This window comes from Mycobacterium sp. NAZ190054 (assembly GCF_001545925.1).
Lineage (GTDB): Bacteria > Actinomycetota > Actinomycetes > Mycobacteriales > Mycobacteriaceae > Mycobacterium.
The window spans coordinates 1-15,604 of the sequence record NZ_LMVQ01000040.1 but is presented as its reverse complement, the minus strand read 5'-3'; the positions used below and the strand labels follow the sequence as shown (position 1 = coordinate 15,604).

General features: G+C 63.2%; 12 protein-coding genes and 3 pseudogenes. 9 read left to right on the top strand and 6 right to left on the bottom strand.

Going from position 1 to position 15,604, the window contains the following annotated elements; translation table 11 throughout:
• Positions 1-162: 162 nt before the first annotated feature.
• Entirely contained in the window at positions 163-2,949 is a 2,787-nt protein-coding gene (locus ASJ79_RS04195; RefSeq protein ID WP_231750716.1) for a DUF4236 domain-containing protein, read from the bottom strand.
• Positions 2,950-2,973: 24 nt separating this feature from the next.
• Between ASJ79_RS04195 and ASJ79_RS33015 the strand changes: the two genes are divergently transcribed.
• From ASJ79_RS33015 to ASJ79_RS04180, 3 genes and pseudogenes are all read left to right on the top strand, one after another.
• The gene (locus ASJ79_RS33015; RefSeq protein WP_067953484.1) at positions 2,974-3,162 is read left to right on the top strand and encodes a hypothetical protein; all 189 of its coding nucleotides are present in this window, start codon (positions 2,974-2,976) and stop codon (positions 3,160-3,162) included.
• An 893-nt stretch (positions 3,163-4,055) separates the two neighbouring features.
• Entirely contained in the window at positions 4,056-5,165 is a 1,110-nt protein-coding gene (locus tag ASJ79_RS04185; RefSeq protein WP_067953483.1) for a site-specific integrase, read from the top strand.
• Positions 5,162-5,493: pseudogene (locus tag ASJ79_RS04180) on the top strand (helix-turn-helix domain-containing protein). Before ASJ79_RS04185 ends, ASJ79_RS04180 begins: the two are co-directional and overlap by 4 nt.
• Positions 5,494-6,619: 1,126 nt before the next feature.
• Here ASJ79_RS04180 and ASJ79_RS04175 read toward each other — a convergent pair.
• Entirely contained in the window at positions 6,620-7,513 is an 894-nt protein-coding gene (locus tag ASJ79_RS04175; protein ID WP_067953481.1) for a 3-hydroxyacyl-CoA dehydrogenase family protein, read from the bottom strand.
• 69 nt (positions 7,514-7,582) lie between these two features.
• Here ASJ79_RS04175 and ASJ79_RS04170 point away from each other — a divergent pair, with 69 nt between their 5' ends.
• Together ASJ79_RS04170 and ASJ79_RS04165 are read left to right on the top strand one after the other, a co-directional pair.
• Positions 7,583-8,188 carry a TetR/AcrR family transcriptional regulator gene (locus ASJ79_RS04170; protein ID WP_231750714.1) on the top strand — a complete coding sequence of 202 codons (606 nt, stop codon included), beginning with the start codon at positions 7,583-7,585 and terminating at the stop codon, positions 8,186-8,188.
• A gap of 19 nt (positions 8,189-8,207) precedes the next feature.
• Positions 8,208-9,128: a hypothetical protein gene (locus ASJ79_RS04165; RefSeq protein WP_067953477.1), complete on the top strand. Its 921-nt coding sequence runs from the start codon at positions 8,208-8,210 to the stop codon at positions 9,126-9,128.
• A 366-nt stretch (positions 9,129-9,494) separates the two neighbouring features.
• Here the strand turns inward: ASJ79_RS04165 and ASJ79_RS04160 are convergent, their stop codons facing one another.
• From ASJ79_RS04160 to ASJ79_RS04150, 3 genes are all read right to left on the bottom strand, one after another.
• Positions 9,495-10,262 carry an SDR family oxidoreductase gene (locus ASJ79_RS04160; protein WP_067953475.1) on the bottom strand — a complete coding sequence of 256 codons (768 nt, stop codon included), beginning with the start codon at positions 10,260-10,262 and terminating at the stop codon, positions 9,495-9,497.
• A 56-nt stretch (positions 10,263-10,318) separates the two neighbouring features.
• The gene (locus ASJ79_RS04155; RefSeq protein WP_067953473.1) at positions 10,319-10,954 is read right to left on the bottom strand and encodes a TetR/AcrR family transcriptional regulator; all 636 of its coding nucleotides are present in this window, start codon (positions 10,952-10,954) and stop codon (positions 10,319-10,321) included.
• Positions 10,955-11,064: 110 nt separating this feature from the next.
• On the bottom strand, positions 11,065-11,814 hold the full coding sequence (locus ASJ79_RS04150) for a hypothetical protein (RefSeq protein ID WP_067953471.1): 750 nt from the start codon (positions 11,812-11,814) through the stop codon (positions 11,065-11,067).
• A gap of 152 nt (positions 11,815-11,966) precedes the next feature.
• Here ASJ79_RS04150 and ASJ79_RS04145 point away from each other — a divergent pair, with 152 nt between their 5' ends.
• The 4 genes and pseudogenes from ASJ79_RS04145 to ASJ79_RS04135 all read left to right on the top strand — a co-directional run bounded on the left by ASJ79_RS04145 (position 11,967) and on the right by ASJ79_RS04135 (position 14,879).
• Positions 11,967-12,941 (top strand): NmrA family NAD(P)-binding protein, encoded by a 975-nt coding sequence (locus ASJ79_RS04145; protein ID WP_082753654.1) that lies wholly within the window; start codon positions 11,967-11,969, stop codon positions 12,939-12,941.
• Positions 12,938-13,231, top strand: a pseudogene (locus tag ASJ79_RS30690) (thiamine pyrophosphate-binding protein); the annotation flags it as partial. The gene ASJ79_RS04145 and the pseudogene ASJ79_RS30690, both read left to right, overlap by 4 nt.
• Before the next feature lie 35 nt (positions 13,232-13,266).
• Positions 13,267-13,818, top strand: a complete 552-nt coding sequence (locus ASJ79_RS04140; RefSeq protein ID WP_082753653.1) for a CoA transferase — start codon at positions 13,267-13,269, stop codon at positions 13,816-13,818.
• Positions 13,819-13,847: 29 nt separating this feature from the next.
• The gene (locus ASJ79_RS04135; RefSeq protein ID WP_067953467.1) at positions 13,848-14,879 is read left to right on the top strand and encodes a DUF4331 family protein; all 1,032 of its coding nucleotides are present in this window, start codon (positions 13,848-13,850) and stop codon (positions 14,877-14,879) included.
• A gap of 44 nt (positions 14,880-14,923) precedes the next feature.
• Here the strand turns inward: ASJ79_RS04135 and ASJ79_RS04130 are convergent.
• Positions 14,924-15,604: pseudogene (locus tag ASJ79_RS04130) on the bottom strand (IS3-like element ISMsm1 family transposase); the annotation flags it as partial.

The following is a 15,604-nucleotide window of genomic DNA, read 5'->3' as shown; positions in this document are numbered from 1 at the left end:
TCACCCGACGAGCAGCCTCCACCTTGAACTCCGGTGTGAACGACCGACGCGTCCGCGACATGTCGACATCCTTCCAGCAGGACACCGTCCCGCTATCTCAGGTGTCCACTGAAACTGGGGAACCTCCATCAGATCCACCGTTATTCAGACAGACCCGTACACCTAGTCGTACCAGGGTTGTGGTTCCGGGTCGCGGTCGAGTTCGGTAGATCGCCAGGTTGGGCGCCAGTATGCGTCGGCTTCGTCTGCTCGTTGCTGTCGTAGTGCGGCGTGACGGTCGAGTTCGCGTTGTCGTTCGTAGGCTTTGAGTTCGGCTTCGCGGATGGCGTCGTCCAGGCGAGTGGCGCCTTCGGCGGGGGTGATGATCGGTATCCCGAGTTTTCGTGCTGTGGTGTGACCGGAGTCGGTGGCGTCGGGAGTGGTGCTGACCATCCATTGGACAGTTTTGGTGACGTTGACCGCGAGTTTGGCGCCGAAGCTTTCTGCGCGCTCTCGCAAGTCGATGACTTCATTGTGGTCACCAACGATCGCGATACGAAGACTTTTCAGGTAGCGAGCTTCCGGCGGGGGAGAGGGTTCGGCGCATTGTTGGATGACGTCGTCGATTTGGATGCTCAGTTCGGATAGGCCGAGTGCGTCGGCGAGCAGGTACATTTCGCGGCGTTGGACAGGCGACAGGAGGTGCCAATCGTGCGCCTTGCTGTCGGGATAGGTCTCGTTCCATGCAGTGTGGTGCAGTGTCTTGAGTTGTGAGCCGGTCAGACGTGTCGCTCGTGCCTGGCGGGTGAGCGCGTCGGCTTCGTCGTAGGTCAGTCGACCGTCTTCAACGGCATCGGTGAGCAGGGCGACATATTGCTGTGCTTGTGCGGGATCACCGGAGCGCGGATGGGGCGATTGGGGGAATGAGTTGAGCAGTTCGGCGACGGAGCCACGTGATAGTGGGACCGGCCGGCAGCTGATGGGGCATTCGGTGAATGTTGTTGCTTGTGGGGTGAGCGGTCCTGCGGTGAGGTAGAGCGGTGTCGGGGCGTTGGTGAGTAGCCATAGCAGTACCTCTCGGACTGCGCGTGCGTCACCGAGCGCGGTGTGCTTCTGGTCAGACCAGCCTCCGGTGGCCGTCTTGTACATCGCGGTGAGGCTGAAGGCACGGCCGTCGAGTTGTCGCCGTGAGGTCTGAAGTGTGCACAGGACAACAATTCTGGGCAGTTTGACCTTTGCGTGACGCGCTGCGGCGGCGAGGAATCCCTCCTCGAATTCACAGTTGTGGGCAACCAGAATGGTGCCGTCGATGAATGCCAGTACCTCGGGAAGGGCTTGTTCGATCGATGGCGCGCCGACCAGATCGTCGTCGACGATCTGATGGATGGCGCGGGCCTCGGGGTCCGACCCGGGGCTGTTGATCAGCGTGGCGAATTCATCCAGGATGGTGCCGTCGGCGCTGAACTTGACCAGCCCGATCTCCACGATCCGGTCTTTGGCTGGATCGAGGCCGGTGGTTTCCAGATCGATGGCGGTGAAGGTCGCCTCTGACGCCGGGTAGGCGGTCGCGCGGCGGGTGAGAACCGTGCGAGTAATCGGCGCCTTCTTGGACCGAGTGGTAAGGGCGGCGACCGGCGACGCGATCAGGCGTGCGGTTGTCGGTGCGACAGGTGCAGGCGGGGCAGGGGTGCGCTTGGCGGGTGCTGGTAAATGTTGCACGGCTGGAGGCGATGTCGGACTCTGGAGTGGGGGAGCGGCAGTGATGGCGCGGGCGACCGGGGCAGCGGCGTCGGCGCGGGAGATCTGGAGTTGCCACTGCAGGCCGTGCGAGCTCGTGAGGTCGAGTGTGCCGTAACGCATGATCGGCAGTACGCGGTTGTTCTTGTAGCGGCGGTCGGGGCCGCCCCGGACGTTGACGTACTGCCAGGTCTGATCAACCTGGACAGCATCGCGCGGGGTGGCATTGCTTTCGATGAAGCGTGTGTCACCCGAGTGCACGGTCAGGTGGGCGTAGTTGATGTCACTGAAGCGGTTGCCGTCGCGCACCAGGATGCGGTCGGGAAGAAGGTACAGTGCGGCCTTGCCGGCAGTGATCGACGGGACGGCGATGTTGATCGAGAGCGCCTTGGGGCCGGTGGTGGCCGCGGCGACGTCGACGCGGTTGATGATGCGGCTGGCGCCTGAGTTCGTTTTGAATTGATGGGTGGTTGCTACGTTGCCTGCCTGTAGGACCCGCCACAGTTTTTGCGATTCGCTGAGCCAGGGCCACATGCGCACGAGCGTGTCGAACCAGGTGAAGTGTTCGTCTTCGACGTCGTAGAACAGAATGACGGTCTTGCGGGCCCGGTCGTTGAGCACCATCCAGATGCACAGCGGAGCGAGCAGCGCCCACACGATCAGTCCCCACGGCAGGCTGATCAAACCGAGTAATACCGTGGCCGCAGTGACCCACCATCCCCACGGGGTGCGGGAGGCGGCAGTGTTGAGTTGCTCGACAATGTCGCCGCCGCCGGTCGGGGCGAGCTCGACGGCGGTCGCGCCGGTGACATCCTCCATCAGGATGCCGCTGGGCTGAAAGGCCGCCGGCGCGGGCCTCGGTGCGGAAGCCGGGGCCGTCGGTCCGTTCAGCGTGGTGCGGTAGTAGACGCCGTCTCGACCCATGTGGACATAGTTGCCCCGGGGCCCGGTGCCGACGCGGAACCCTGGCACGCCGACGCTGACCCCGACACCGGACTTGCTGAGATTGAACCGGAACGGTCCGGCACTCAAACTCTTGCGGACGTAGAAACCCACTGAATCCCCCTGCGCGATAATCTCCGCAGCATCGTGCCATAGTCGCCCGACCGACGCCGCCAAATTCTTCGCAGAAGTCAATAATGTTTGCCGAAGGGCACGGATGTGGCCAGTCGAGCGGATCTTAGACGCGTGCGCGAAGCAACAATCCACCAAACGCAGCGCGATGTTATGCAAGCGCCTTAGTGTCTCGCGGGCAACATGGGGGTCATGCGGGTGCGGTTGATGACCAACAATCCGGCGAAGGTGGACGCACTCGAGTCGGCCGGGCTCGTCGTGCAGCGGGTGCGTACCCCGGTGTCGGTGACGGAGAGCAACATCAGTTATCTGAGAACCAAACGGGATCGGATGGGTCACCTGCTGGACGGCCTGCCGGTCGCGGTGTCGTGACGAACTGGTCAGTGTGGGATAACCGGCGCTTGGTGTTCGGCGGGCCAGTAGCATCTTCAATGCGTCACGGTGACGAAATGTGGTGCCGTTGCGGTTGGGCAAGTGCGCCGTCAGCGAGCACCCTTGGCGGATTGGGGCGAATGTCGATTCGCCACCAGCTCGGAAGCGTCACGAGGTCCACATACCGGTAGAGCCACAGAACGACATTCCCGTCTCGATGGCCAATCAGTCGGGATAGTCGTCCCGGAACGAGACGGTGGCGGCGGGCAGCTCGATGCGTCGATGGCGGGGCCACGGACCAGAGAATCAATAGGCCCAGCGCCGCATACGAATTCGTCACCGTGACGTTTTCCGGCGAGGCATCCCAAGAGGGGGCCGGTGCGCCCAACGCATGCCGGCAAGTCGGACGATGGGAACGGCACGTGCACGCGGTATTTCATCACTACGGCGAAATCAGTCACCAAATGGTTGGGACGTAATGCAAAGCTGCAGGGCATGGGCAACAGCGCATGATGCGCCGGGCGGAGACCGGCGACACGCTTGAACAAAGGGCGCGGTAGCGGCGAGGCGACTCCTTGCGCCTGATGCGACTTGCGCCTGATGCGACTCGCATCTCTTGTCTACCGATAAGCCACATTATGTCAAGTAAACCACTGCATATTGCATCAGATGAATCAACGCCTGGCCGCTTGCCGGCCACCACTGCTCCCGTTGGTTTGGGCTGCGTTGCAACACTTTGCGTCCACCGTCCCGCTCTGCGAACTCGTATCGGCAGCCATGCTCACTGCACCCGTGAACCGTTCTGGCGACACGCTGACCTGGGGTCTTGACTTGATGATGCAACAGATGAATCATTGATTCATCTGTTGATACAAAGATGGCAGGAGTTTCGGGTGGCAGTCGACGACGTCGGACGTGCATATCTCGTTGACGCGGTCAGGCCCCTGCACCCCGAAGAACAGACAGTCGCCGAAATGCTCCAGGGCTGGCGCAACCAGCAGCTCAGCCGCAATCTGCAGTTCGAGACTATCGACGCCCGCATCAAGCAGGTGCAGCGCTTCATCGAGCACTCGAACGAGTTCCCATGGACCTGGACCGTCGCCATGGTCGACGAGTTCTTCGGCGACCTTCGTAGTATCCACAAACTCGCCCAGTCGTCGATCCGCTCGTATCAGGTCGGCCTGCGACAGTTCTGCTCCTATGTCAGCAATCCGGACTACGGCTGGGACCGCGTCTGCGAAGCACTGTTCGGGACCCACCCATCCCAGGTCTTCTTCGACTGGAACACCGCTCGACACGTCCAGGAGAACGAGGCCCAACCCGAGAAACGCGCATTCACCAAGCGCGAACTTCAAGACTTCTTCGATCATGCTGACGAGCAGGTGTCTGCCGTCGTAGCTTCGGGCAGAAAGGGTTGGCTGCCCGCATACCGCGACGCCGTGATGTTCAAGATCGCCTACTCGTATGGCTTGCGGTTCAACGAACTGGCCCACTTGCAGACGGTCGACTTCGCAAGGAACCCCCACGCTAAAGAGTTCGGAAAGTTCGGACTGGTTCATGTGCGATATGGCAAAGCGAAGAAGGGCTCCCCGCCGAAGCGCCGCAGCGTCCTGACAGTCTTCGACTGGACGCCCGAAGTGCTGGTCGACTGGCTGGAGAATGGTCAACCCCATATGGACGACGGGATCGACCTGTTCCCCAGCGAACGCGGAAATCTTGTCTCGGAAACCACACTCATCAGGCGGTTCCGCCGCTACTGCGACGACCTCGACCTCTCGCCCGGCCTCGACCTCCATTCGTTCCGCCGGTCCTACGCAACGCACCTGCTCGAGGCAGGCTGGGACGCGATGTTCGTTCAACACCAAATGGGTCATGAGCACGCTTCCACCACGGCGATCTATAGCTGTGTCAGCAGTGACTACCGAACCCGGACACTGCGAAACGCGCTCGACGCAACCATCGCTGCCGCGCTGTCTCCGACGCAGAACGGTGGCGCCGGATGAAACGCGATGTCGATTACCAATGGCGCCTCGCCGAGCTCATGGCAAGCAACCAGATGCACAACAGCACCGATCTCATGCCTCGGCTGAACGAACGCGGGATCACGCTGTCACGGCCCCAGGTCTACCGGCTCGTCCACCAACGACCCGAACGAGTTTCTCTGAAGCTCATCGCCGCGCTCTGCGACATCTTCGACTGCGGCCCAGATGATCTCGTCACGGTTACTGCTGCGGACGCTCGCAAGAAGGCCGCGCTGGCCGAGAAAACGTCGTAGAACTCAATAAGGCCATCCGCCCCAAGCGTGCTCGGATCCTCAGCGATGACGATTGAACCGCAACGCCGGAATACCGTACGCGGACGACCAAAAGTCACCGACGGATCAATGGAGTGCGCTCGTTGCCACCGCGAGATGCGGCGCACGGCAGCAACATGGCCAGACGGCCGCATCTGCAATTCCTGCTACTACGAAGCAACTAGCCTCTACGGCGACTGCCCCAGCTGCGGATTTCACCGCCTTCTACCGGGCCGACTGGACATCGGCGATCAAGCGGTGTGTCGAGACTGCGCCCGCATCCGCCAGAACTTCTACTGCACGTCATGCAACGAGGAGCGCCGGCCCTACCGCGGCAAGGTATGCGCGCGGTGCAGCCTCCGTGAGGATCTCGAGAGAACGTTCGGGCACGCCAACTCCCCCGCGGGCTTTTGTCAACTCATCGACGCCCTGTGCGCAGCCGATCGCGCCGAAAGCATCATCACGTGGAAGCGGTCAGATAAGGTCCAAGAACTCCTTCGCTCCCTCGGCGATGGCACCACTCCCCTCACCCACGCCGGACTGGATCAGTTCGTTCTGGCGGGCCGGCACGTCGACCATCTACGTGCGGGCAAGTCGAGTGATCGGTGGCGCCCGGACCGCGCGAAAAGCGTCTCAGACGAGGGTCGTACGGTGAAGTGGAACTGGCCGCTGCGGGGGTGGAGCGCGAGAGCAGAGCAGAGCATTGGCATCTGGTCGTCTGTGTGTCACCTCGGCGAGCAATTCGATCTCCCCGCTGCCCGACACGATGATCTACTCGTGACTGAAGCGAGACTGGGTGCGCCGGCAGGTCTGTGCGGTTCGTGCTGGATCTGGAACCGCCAACTAGATTGCGACTCAAACCTGTCGCGATGCTTCAATCGAATTAGCGGCTACCAGGCGGCGTCCGCCAACTGCACTGAGACGGGACACCATCCGGCGGCGCGCCCCGACCTTCGAACACGGCGGCACGGTGAACCTTGACTCCGGGCCGCGCTCGGCCACGTGTGAGTCACGGTCCACAGTGGTGTTACAGTCATGATTTCGGTGCGAGCGTCACCACTCACCTGCAGGCGAACAAGCCATGGGCCTCGGGATCGCCCGTCGCCTCGTGAACCTTCTACATCGACTCGAAGCCGGCGGCGGCTGTCGTTGAGGGCGTTGTCGTTACCCGCTGGTGGGGTTGTCACATACCGCTGCATCGCCGGGCCATTTGTAAAACCCCTCTCCAGCTTTCACCCCCAATCGACCCGAGTCCACATACTCGTGCAACAGGCGCCGAGGCCCTATAGGTAGATAGGGATTTTCGGCCGCGTAGTGCTCTTCGATATCGAGGACGATGTCGAGGCCTACTCGGTCCATTAGCCGAAACGGCCCCTCGGCGATGGCCAGGTTCGCAACCATGATTGCGTCAACCTCTTGCGGCGTGCTGACCCCCGCGGCCACAACCTCCAGGGACTCGCGTTTGATCGCGGCCCAGATCCGGTTGAAGATGAATCCGGTGCTTTCCCTCCGCGCGACAAAGGGCAACAGGCCGAAGTCCGGTAAGCGAGCGACGAGGAATTCGATGACTGCCGGATCTGTTTCGCCGTCAGACATTAGCTCCACTGCCATGTTCTGCGGCGGCATTGCGAAGTGCATGTTGAGTACGCGATTACGGTGCGCCACTTCGTCAACGACTAATCGGGATGCGTAAGACGACGAGTTCGTGGCAAGGATGGCGTCAGAGTCAGCCACCCGATCCAACGCGCCAAATAGAGGACGCTTGATGTCAAGACGCTCGGGGACGGCTTCGATGACGAGCCAGGCGCCCGGTACTGCGGTCTCAACGTCAGCGCCGGTAGAGACCTCCCCCGGTGTGCGGCCACTGCGCGCGGCAAGGGCGGGGACTTCTTCCGTGATGTATCGGAGTGCGCCGTCGCGTTGGCTCGCGTCTATGTCCGCGATCCTGACCGCACTTCCTGCGGCCGAGAACACCGCGGCGATGCGTCGGCCCAGTGTGCCGGCGCCGATGACGGCGACGGGGCGGTCGGTGAGATGGGTGGGCAGGGTGGCATGCACGGCGCGCCTTTCGATTCGATGTGTATTCAGTATAGAATGAATCGAACACAGCGGGAAGGGTATCTAGTGGTGGCTTATGGGGCGCAGCGCAAGCGTTCGAACACAAGGAATCGACTCCTTGATGCCTCTGCCGAGCTGTTCGCGCAGCGGGGCACGACTCAGGTGTCCATCGATGACATCTGCCGATGTTCGGGCTTCACACGCGGCGCCTTCTACTCCAACTTCAAGACCGTCGAGGACGTCTTTTTCGCTCTCTACGAACGCCAGAGCACTAACTTGCTCGACCGGATGGCCGACGCCGCGGCCAAAACAACGGCCACGACGTTGGAAGAGGCCGCCGACGTGCTCGTGGAGGTGGTCCCGGCTGACATCGATTGGTATGTCATCCGCGCATCCTTCGCCGTCCGGGCTCGGGCACGCCAGGACATTGCAGCCGCGTTGACTTCGCACAGTGATTTGCTGAGGCAGGGCATCGAACCCTTCATCGATGCGACCGTGCGTGCGGCCGGCCGGCGGTTGACCGTTGCAATCGACGTCGCCGCGCAGGTCGTCATCGCCGCCAACGTCGGAGCTGTACTGCAGCTCGCGATCGACGACGACCCCACACAGGGGTTACGCCGCAATGCCTTCCTGGCCGCTCTTAAGGGCATCTCAGAGGAAGCCGGCACCACATAACGAACACGCAGGAGTAGGTATGACATCGGCAACGCCATCCAGACTCTATGCGCTCGACCTCATTCGCGGTGGCGTCCACCGTATTTACCTCGACACGGGCGACATCGAGAACCTAACCATCGGCATCGAGGAGGCGCCCGACGGCATCGCTGTCGATGAGGCCCAGGGTTACGTCTACTTCACCCTGATGGGCCGTCCCGACACGCCACTGGACCCCGCACACGAGCCACCGTTCACCGCCCGCAACGGCTCAATCCAAAGGGTACCCATCACCGGAGGAGATCCTGAAATCGTCGTGGACAGGGGAAAATTCACCACTGGGAAGCAGTTGGCCACCGATCCCGGCACAGGACGCCTGTTCTGGTGTGATCGCGAAGGGGGCGCGGTTTACCGCTGCGAACGCGACGGCTCCGATGTCACCCAGCTGATCAGCAACGCAGAATCGCAACTCCCTCCGGCCGAGCGCGAGTGCGTCGGCATCGCGATCGACACGTCCAACGGATGGCTCTACTGGACTCAGAAAGGTCCCGCCGACGGGGGTAGGGGGCGAATACTTCGCGCTTCTCTGGAGATTCCGCAGGATGCGACTGCCGAGACGCGACAGGACATCGAGGTGCTCTGGAATGGCTTACCCGAACCGATCGACCTCGAACTCGACGAGGATCGCCAGACCCTGTACTGGACCGACCGGGGAGCGCCACCGAACGGAAACACACTGAATCGTGCACCCGTTCCCCCATTCGGGACGAAAGGGGTCACGCCTGAAGTCGTCGCAAGAGGGTTCTCCGAACCCATCGGCGTCGCGCTTAATCTGACCGATGACGTCGCCTACGTGTCTGACCTTTCCGGCTACATCCGCCAGGTCGAATTATCTACGGGAAACACCCGCGTACTCGCCGTCCTCGGCGGAGCGGCCACCGGGATCGCCCTTGCGCACTAACACCTCACCATACAGCCTCGGCCCTAGTGTGCTGAAGTACGCACCATGCGCTCCGCGAGGGCCGCGACGGCGCTGGTGCTCTTCGATTCAGCGAGCGGCTCAACGGAATCCGACGCAAACAACCGACGACTGCACGAACTGGCAATAGGCTGGGTGCAGCCGGCTCGCCGAAGAACAGCAGCTGCGGAGGTGAAGCCATGAGGCGAGCCCGCAGACTCACGCCAGCATCAAAGTCACCACCTTGGATCTCCGCCGGCTGGAAGGCCGGCTTTCGCCACATGCACTCTGGTGCGTTCGATTGGCGAGGTCGCGCAGGTGAGGAGGCGTGGCAACGACGGGTGGTGGGGCTGAGAGTCTCCGGCCGCGTTACGGCCGTGCGTGTGGATCTGAAGCGTTGAGGTCGGCGACCACGCGCTGGTAGTCGCCGTGCGCTTCGGCGTACCGGAGGGTTTTCACACGGTCGACGAGTATCTCGTGGGCTTCTGGTTGACGTTCAATGATAGTGAGTACTTCGTCGACGAAATCTTCGACAGGCATAGCGATGTCGCTGTCGCGCTGACCCGGTAAAAGGTCGGTCGCCACTGACGGCGGCACCAATTCCAGAAACGTGATGGAGGTATCGGCTAGCTGAAGCCGCAGCGATTCGGTCAGCATGTGAACCGCGGCTTTGGAGGCGTTATAGCTCGGCACGACCTTCAGGGGTACGAAGGCCAGCCCGGAGGACACGGTGACAAAGGTGGCGTCGGGGCGTGTCTGCAGGTGCTCGAGGAATGCCCCGAGCAGGCGAATAGGGCCGAGCAGATTCGTGTTGACGACCTGTTGCGCGGAGTCCAGGAAGCTCTCGGGATGGTGCCAGTCCTCGACGCGCATGACACCGGCCATCGCGATGACGACGTTCAGGTCCGGGCAGCGTTGGAGGACTTCGGCGGCGGCAGTGGTGACGGAGTGGGGATCGGCGATGTCGATCGGAACCGCTTTGATCTGCGGGTAGGCCCCGGTGATTTCGTCGAGCTTGTCGGTGCGCCGACCGCCGATGATGACCTTGTTGCCCTTCGCGCTGAGTGCGGTGGCGAGTGCAAGCCCGATGCCGCTCGTCGCGCCGGGGATGAAGATGGTGTTGCCGGTGATGTTCATGCGGTTTCTCCGTCTGGCGGGTTGTCTGCGCCTCTGTGCGATGGTGAACGTCGTTTCTAGCTGGTGGGGGCAGCTGCTGGCTGCGGGACGCCGTCCTCGTCGGCGGGGCGGCAGCCGAGGTCGATGAGGTTCGCCGCGGCGGCGCGGGCATGGACCATGGGGGAAAGATCGTTGAGGGTGGTGGCCAGCGCCGTGGCGCCCTCGAAGAGCACAAGTAGCTGCTGGGCGAGCTGCCACGGATCGACTGCGCCAGCGTCGCCGGCGACAGCGGCCAACTGCTCGCTGAAGCGTTGTTTGTGATCGCGCACGATGTCGTCAACGGCCTCAACCTCGCCGGCGAGTTCGACTACCGCGTTGTGGAACGGGCAGCCACGGAACCGCTTGACCGCTGCAGCGTCGAAGATGGTCAGCAGGCGTTCGCGGGGGGCCAGGTCAAGCTGCAGGCGTCGCTCCATCGGAGATCCTCCCCGTTCCTCGACATCCCGCAGGTAGGTCTCGATGAGCGCGTTCTTGCTCGGGAAGTGCTGATAGAAGGTGCGCTTGGAAACCTCGGCCTGTGCGATCAACGTGTCGACACCGGTGGCGTGGATGCCGCGGCGGTAGAACAGCTCCGATGCCGCAGCGGTGATCCGTTCGCGGGCGCCCCGGCCCTTCCTGCGCGTTCCCGGTGTGCTAGCCGCTGCAGTGCTCATATCCGGTAAGCATACAGATCGGTATACATCCCTACAATCCCGCCTCTCGGACTCAGCAGTTATGAACTAATTCTGTAGCGCTGCAGAGATATTGCGTAGCGTATGACACGCTATCGGTTCTGAAAGGCAACCTCGGCGAAACGCATGGACACCATCGGACTCTCGCCGTTCGGGACCTCGCCGCTGTCGGTGAGGCGGTATGCGCGGCGGGTCAGGGCGACGGGGAAGCCGTCAGCGACGGTGTAGTCGGTGAGGTACTGGCTAGCAGGGAAGGCGCCGGCGATGTCGACGTGGTAGTCGTGGCGGCGCAGCAGGCGCGCGTTGTCGAAGTAGAACCGCTGACGGCGGCTGTGGACGGGGAGGGTGGCGGGGAATTCGGCGCCGATGCCGACCAGGATGTCGCCGTCGTGCTCGATCGGCGCGACCGCATGCAGCCCCACCTCGGGGAGCGTCAGCAAGAAAGGACTGTTGAGGTATCCCCATAGCGCGTAGCCGCTGAAGTAGGCCCGCTGCAACGCGTTCCAGGGGCTTTCAATCTCATGGCCGGCGAAGCTGGGCCGCACGTCGGCGGCTTCGGCAACGACCGTGCCGTCGAGCTTTTCGATGGCCGTGCGCCCCGCGGTGAAGTTCAGTCTCTGATCGACGGCGCCGAACGGCTCGATCGACGTGGCGACACGGCCCAGCGAGACCCGGACGTGTCGTGGGGTCCGGTCGGTGCGCTGGCCCTTGAGGTCGTAGAGCAGTCCGTCACTGACCAGCATGGCGTCGAGGTAGTCGTAGGTCTTCCAGCGCGCAAGGCCACCATGAGCGTCGAGGACGTCGGCGAGCACGGCGGAAAGTCGGGTGGTGGTCACGCTCATAGTAAACCATACAGATCGGTTTACAACGGTGCGGTGGCGAGGTAGCGTCACCGCCGATACCTCAGACCCGCCCGGCGCTGACACCGATTCAGCACCGGAACGCGGCGACCGATCGGCATAACCGCTGAAGGAGAACAACATTGGCTACGAACGTGAGCAACCCGATCTTGGTGATCGGTGCGACCGGACGTCACGGAAACACCGGCGAATACTTGGTGGCACGGCTGCGAGAGGAGGGACGTGTGGTGCGAGTCCTCGCCCGCACCCGCAGTGAGCGCACCGAGCGACTCGAGGAACTTGGCGCCGAAGTGGTCCTCGGCGATCTCCACGATCGTCGCAGTCTGTTGCCGGCGTTGGCCGACGTCGACCTGGCCTACTTCGCCTATCCCATCGCAGCGGGGGTGGTCGATGCGGCGGCCAACTATGGCGCGGCAGTGCGCGAAATGGGGCGCTTCCCTCGCACCGTGGTGATGTCGATGGGGCCAGCGCAGAAGGACCATCCCAGCGACCTGGGCAAGGCGCAATGGCTGGCCGAACAGATCATGGAGTGGGCCGGTCTGGACTTGCAGATCCTGCGCGTCAGCGCGTTGTTCCACCAGAACCTGCAGGTACTGCACGCGCCGTCGATTCGGCGCGAGCACAGGTTCCGCAACTCGTTCGGGTCGGTGAAGATGGCGTGGATCAGCGGGCAGGACGCCGCAGAGCTCGGCGTCGTTGCGCTGCTGCACCCCGAGCGGTTCACCGAATCGGTGGTCTGGCCGCAGGGCTCCGAGTTGTTGAGCCACTACGACGTCGCCGACATGCTCACCGACGTGCTGGGCGAGACCATCACCTTCGAGCCGGTCACCAAGCACCAGTGGCGCCAGGAACTGATCGACCTGTCCTCCCAGGACGGAGAAACGGTGGTCAACTCTTCGATGGCGCAGCACATTTCGTCGATCGGCCACGCGGTGTCGGTGCAAGGTGCGACGTCACTGCCCGCCGACCCCGACGCACTACGTGCCTTGATTGGCCGCGAGCCGATCTCGTTGCGCGACTACCTGAGCAACCACCGCAATGACTTCGCGACGAACGGCTCAGCCGCCGGGACGTCGGCCACCAGCACCGCAGGTGTTCACGGTGAATAGCTTCTGCTGCCCTACCGGTCGTACCGGGCGCGACGACCGACGGATTTCATCTGCTGTCGACGCGCTCAAGGACAACGACGTCGGCACGCTCTACGGTGTGGTGGTTGCAATCCCGATCACCGATTTGTCGTTCCTGGCCCAGGCCCCTGCGAGTCCGCTACATCGAGTTCCGCCACGAGTCGGCGGCCGGACACGCCGCCGCGGCGGCCCTCTACCTCACCGGCAAGTCCGCCATGCTGCTCACCATGTCGGGTCCCGGCTTCCTCAACGGCATGGTGGCGTTGAGGAATATTCCCAATACCCCAACGGCACCTTCACCGACACCGTGCCGCGCGGCGGCAACGCCGCGGTGGCGACCGACCCGGCTGGATGCTTAAATGCCAAGGCTGGCAAGATGACCCGAACGCCTACCTGTACATCACCATCGAGGAACAGAACTGGGGGCAGGCATACCTGCCGCGCAGTCGAGCGGCCCGAGTGGATCAACGACCCCGCGTACGTAACCGCCACCGCACGCCAACCCCACCTGTTCGACGTCTTCGCAGACATCGAGAATGGCTTAGCTGTCAAGACCAAGTATGAAGCCGTCGACATCCTGCGCCGATTCGACGTGCCCTGCGCCCCGGTGCTCAGCATGAAAGAAATCGCCCACGACTCAGCCCTACGCGCCAGCGGCCCCGTCGTCGAAGTTGCCCAAGCAGACCGCCGCAGCTTCCTCATCGTGGGCAGCCCCATCATATTGTCTGCCTTCAACCCCCCAGATCAGCGGCGCCCACCACTCGGTGAACACAGCACCGAGGTGCTCACCGAACTCGGCTTCACCGCCGGCCAAATCGATCAGCTCAACGACACCCAGATCATCGCCGAACACGCCTGACCCACTACTTCGATCCCTAGGAGCGCCACATGTCCCACCATCTCGACTCACCCCTCGCCCGCCAAGACATCCGCCTCGACATCACCGACCTCTACTGCTTCCGCGGCGAGACCGGAACCGTGCTCATCATCAACGTCTGCCACTCCCTGGGCGGCGACATCCCGACGCCGGGCTTCCACCCCGAAGGCATGTACGAATTCAAGATCGACCTCGACGGCGACGCCAACGAAGACCTCACCTACCGCTTCACCTTCACCCACCGCACCCCAGACGGCCTACAGGACTTCACCCTGCACCGCACCTCCGGTATCCAGGCGAGCGACCCCTTGGCCACGGGCACACTTCTGCTGACCGGCACCACCGGCAAGGACACCAGCGGCCCCGCCGGCGTACGCGTCTGGGCCGGCCGCGCCGGTGACCCGTTCTGGATCGAACCCGACGTCGTGCACGCCGTCGGCCACGCCGTCCAAGACGGCACCGTCATCGACCTCAGCGGCTGGCACGCCGATCAGGCCACCAACCTGTTCGCCGGCCAAAGTGTGTACTCGCTGGTCCTCGAACTGCCCGACGCCGAGTTGATCCCCCGACGCGACGACAACCGCATCGGCGTATGGGCTGTGGCCTCGCTGGGCACCGACGCCGGCGGCTGGCGGTCCATTAACCGCGTCGGGCTGCCGATGATCCCCCCGCTGCTCGCCCAGTACAACGAGCAGCTCGGCGACGATCTCAACGCCGGACACCCCCGCGACGACTACGCCACCTACGGAGACTCCGTAGCAGCCAAACTCGCCGCCGTCATCGCCGCCTACGGCACTGCCGCCGACCCCGACGCCCTCGGCGCCCTCATCGCCCGCCGCCTCTTGCCCAACTTGCTGCCCTACACCGTCGGCACATCTGCAGCATTCAGCTTCGCCGGCTTCAACGGCCGATCCCTGATCGACAACGCCCCCGAAGTGATGTTCAGCCTGGCCACCAACACCCCGATCAGCCAAGCCATCGGCAAGAACTCCGTCACCATGCCACCGACCAGCACGTTCCCCTATGTGCCGATCCTGCCCTGAGCCGCCGCCATGATGAACCGTCCTGGTCTGGATGGAGACCTCGGTTAGGCCACCTCCGGTGTTGAGGCGGCGTCATTACGGTACTGGGCCTCGTAGTCGATCGGCGACTGGTAGCTCAGGGAGGAGTGCAGGCGGTCGGTGTTGTACCAGTGCACCCAGGCCGCGGTTTCGCGTTCGACTTCGGCACGCCCGGTCCAGGATTGGTGGCGGTCGATCAGCTCGGTCTTGTAGAGGCCGATCGCCGATTCCATCAACGCGTTGTCGAGGGCGTCGCCGACCGATCCGATCGAGCCGGCGATCCCTGAGTCGCGCAGTGCGTCGGTGAAAGCCAGCGATGTGTATTGGCTTCCCGCATCCGAGTGGTGCACCAAACCCGTTGTAGTGAAACGGAAATCAGTCCTACGACGAGTGAACACCGCCTGCTCGAGCACACTGGTCACCAACGGAGTGGCCTTGGTCGACATCACCCGCCAGCCCAGAATGCGTCGGGAGAACACGTCGACACAGAACGCCGTGTAGACGAACCCCGCCAGCGTCCAGGTGTAGGTGAAATCAGCCACCCACCACTGATCCGGGCGCACCGGCAGGCCCCACTTGCGCTCGATCAGATCCGGGTGCCGTGGTGCACCCTGCTCGGAGGTGGTGGTGATGGTGCGGCGTTTGCCGCGCACCGCGCCCGAGATTCCACAGATGCGCATCAGCCGGGCCACCTGATCGCGGCCCAT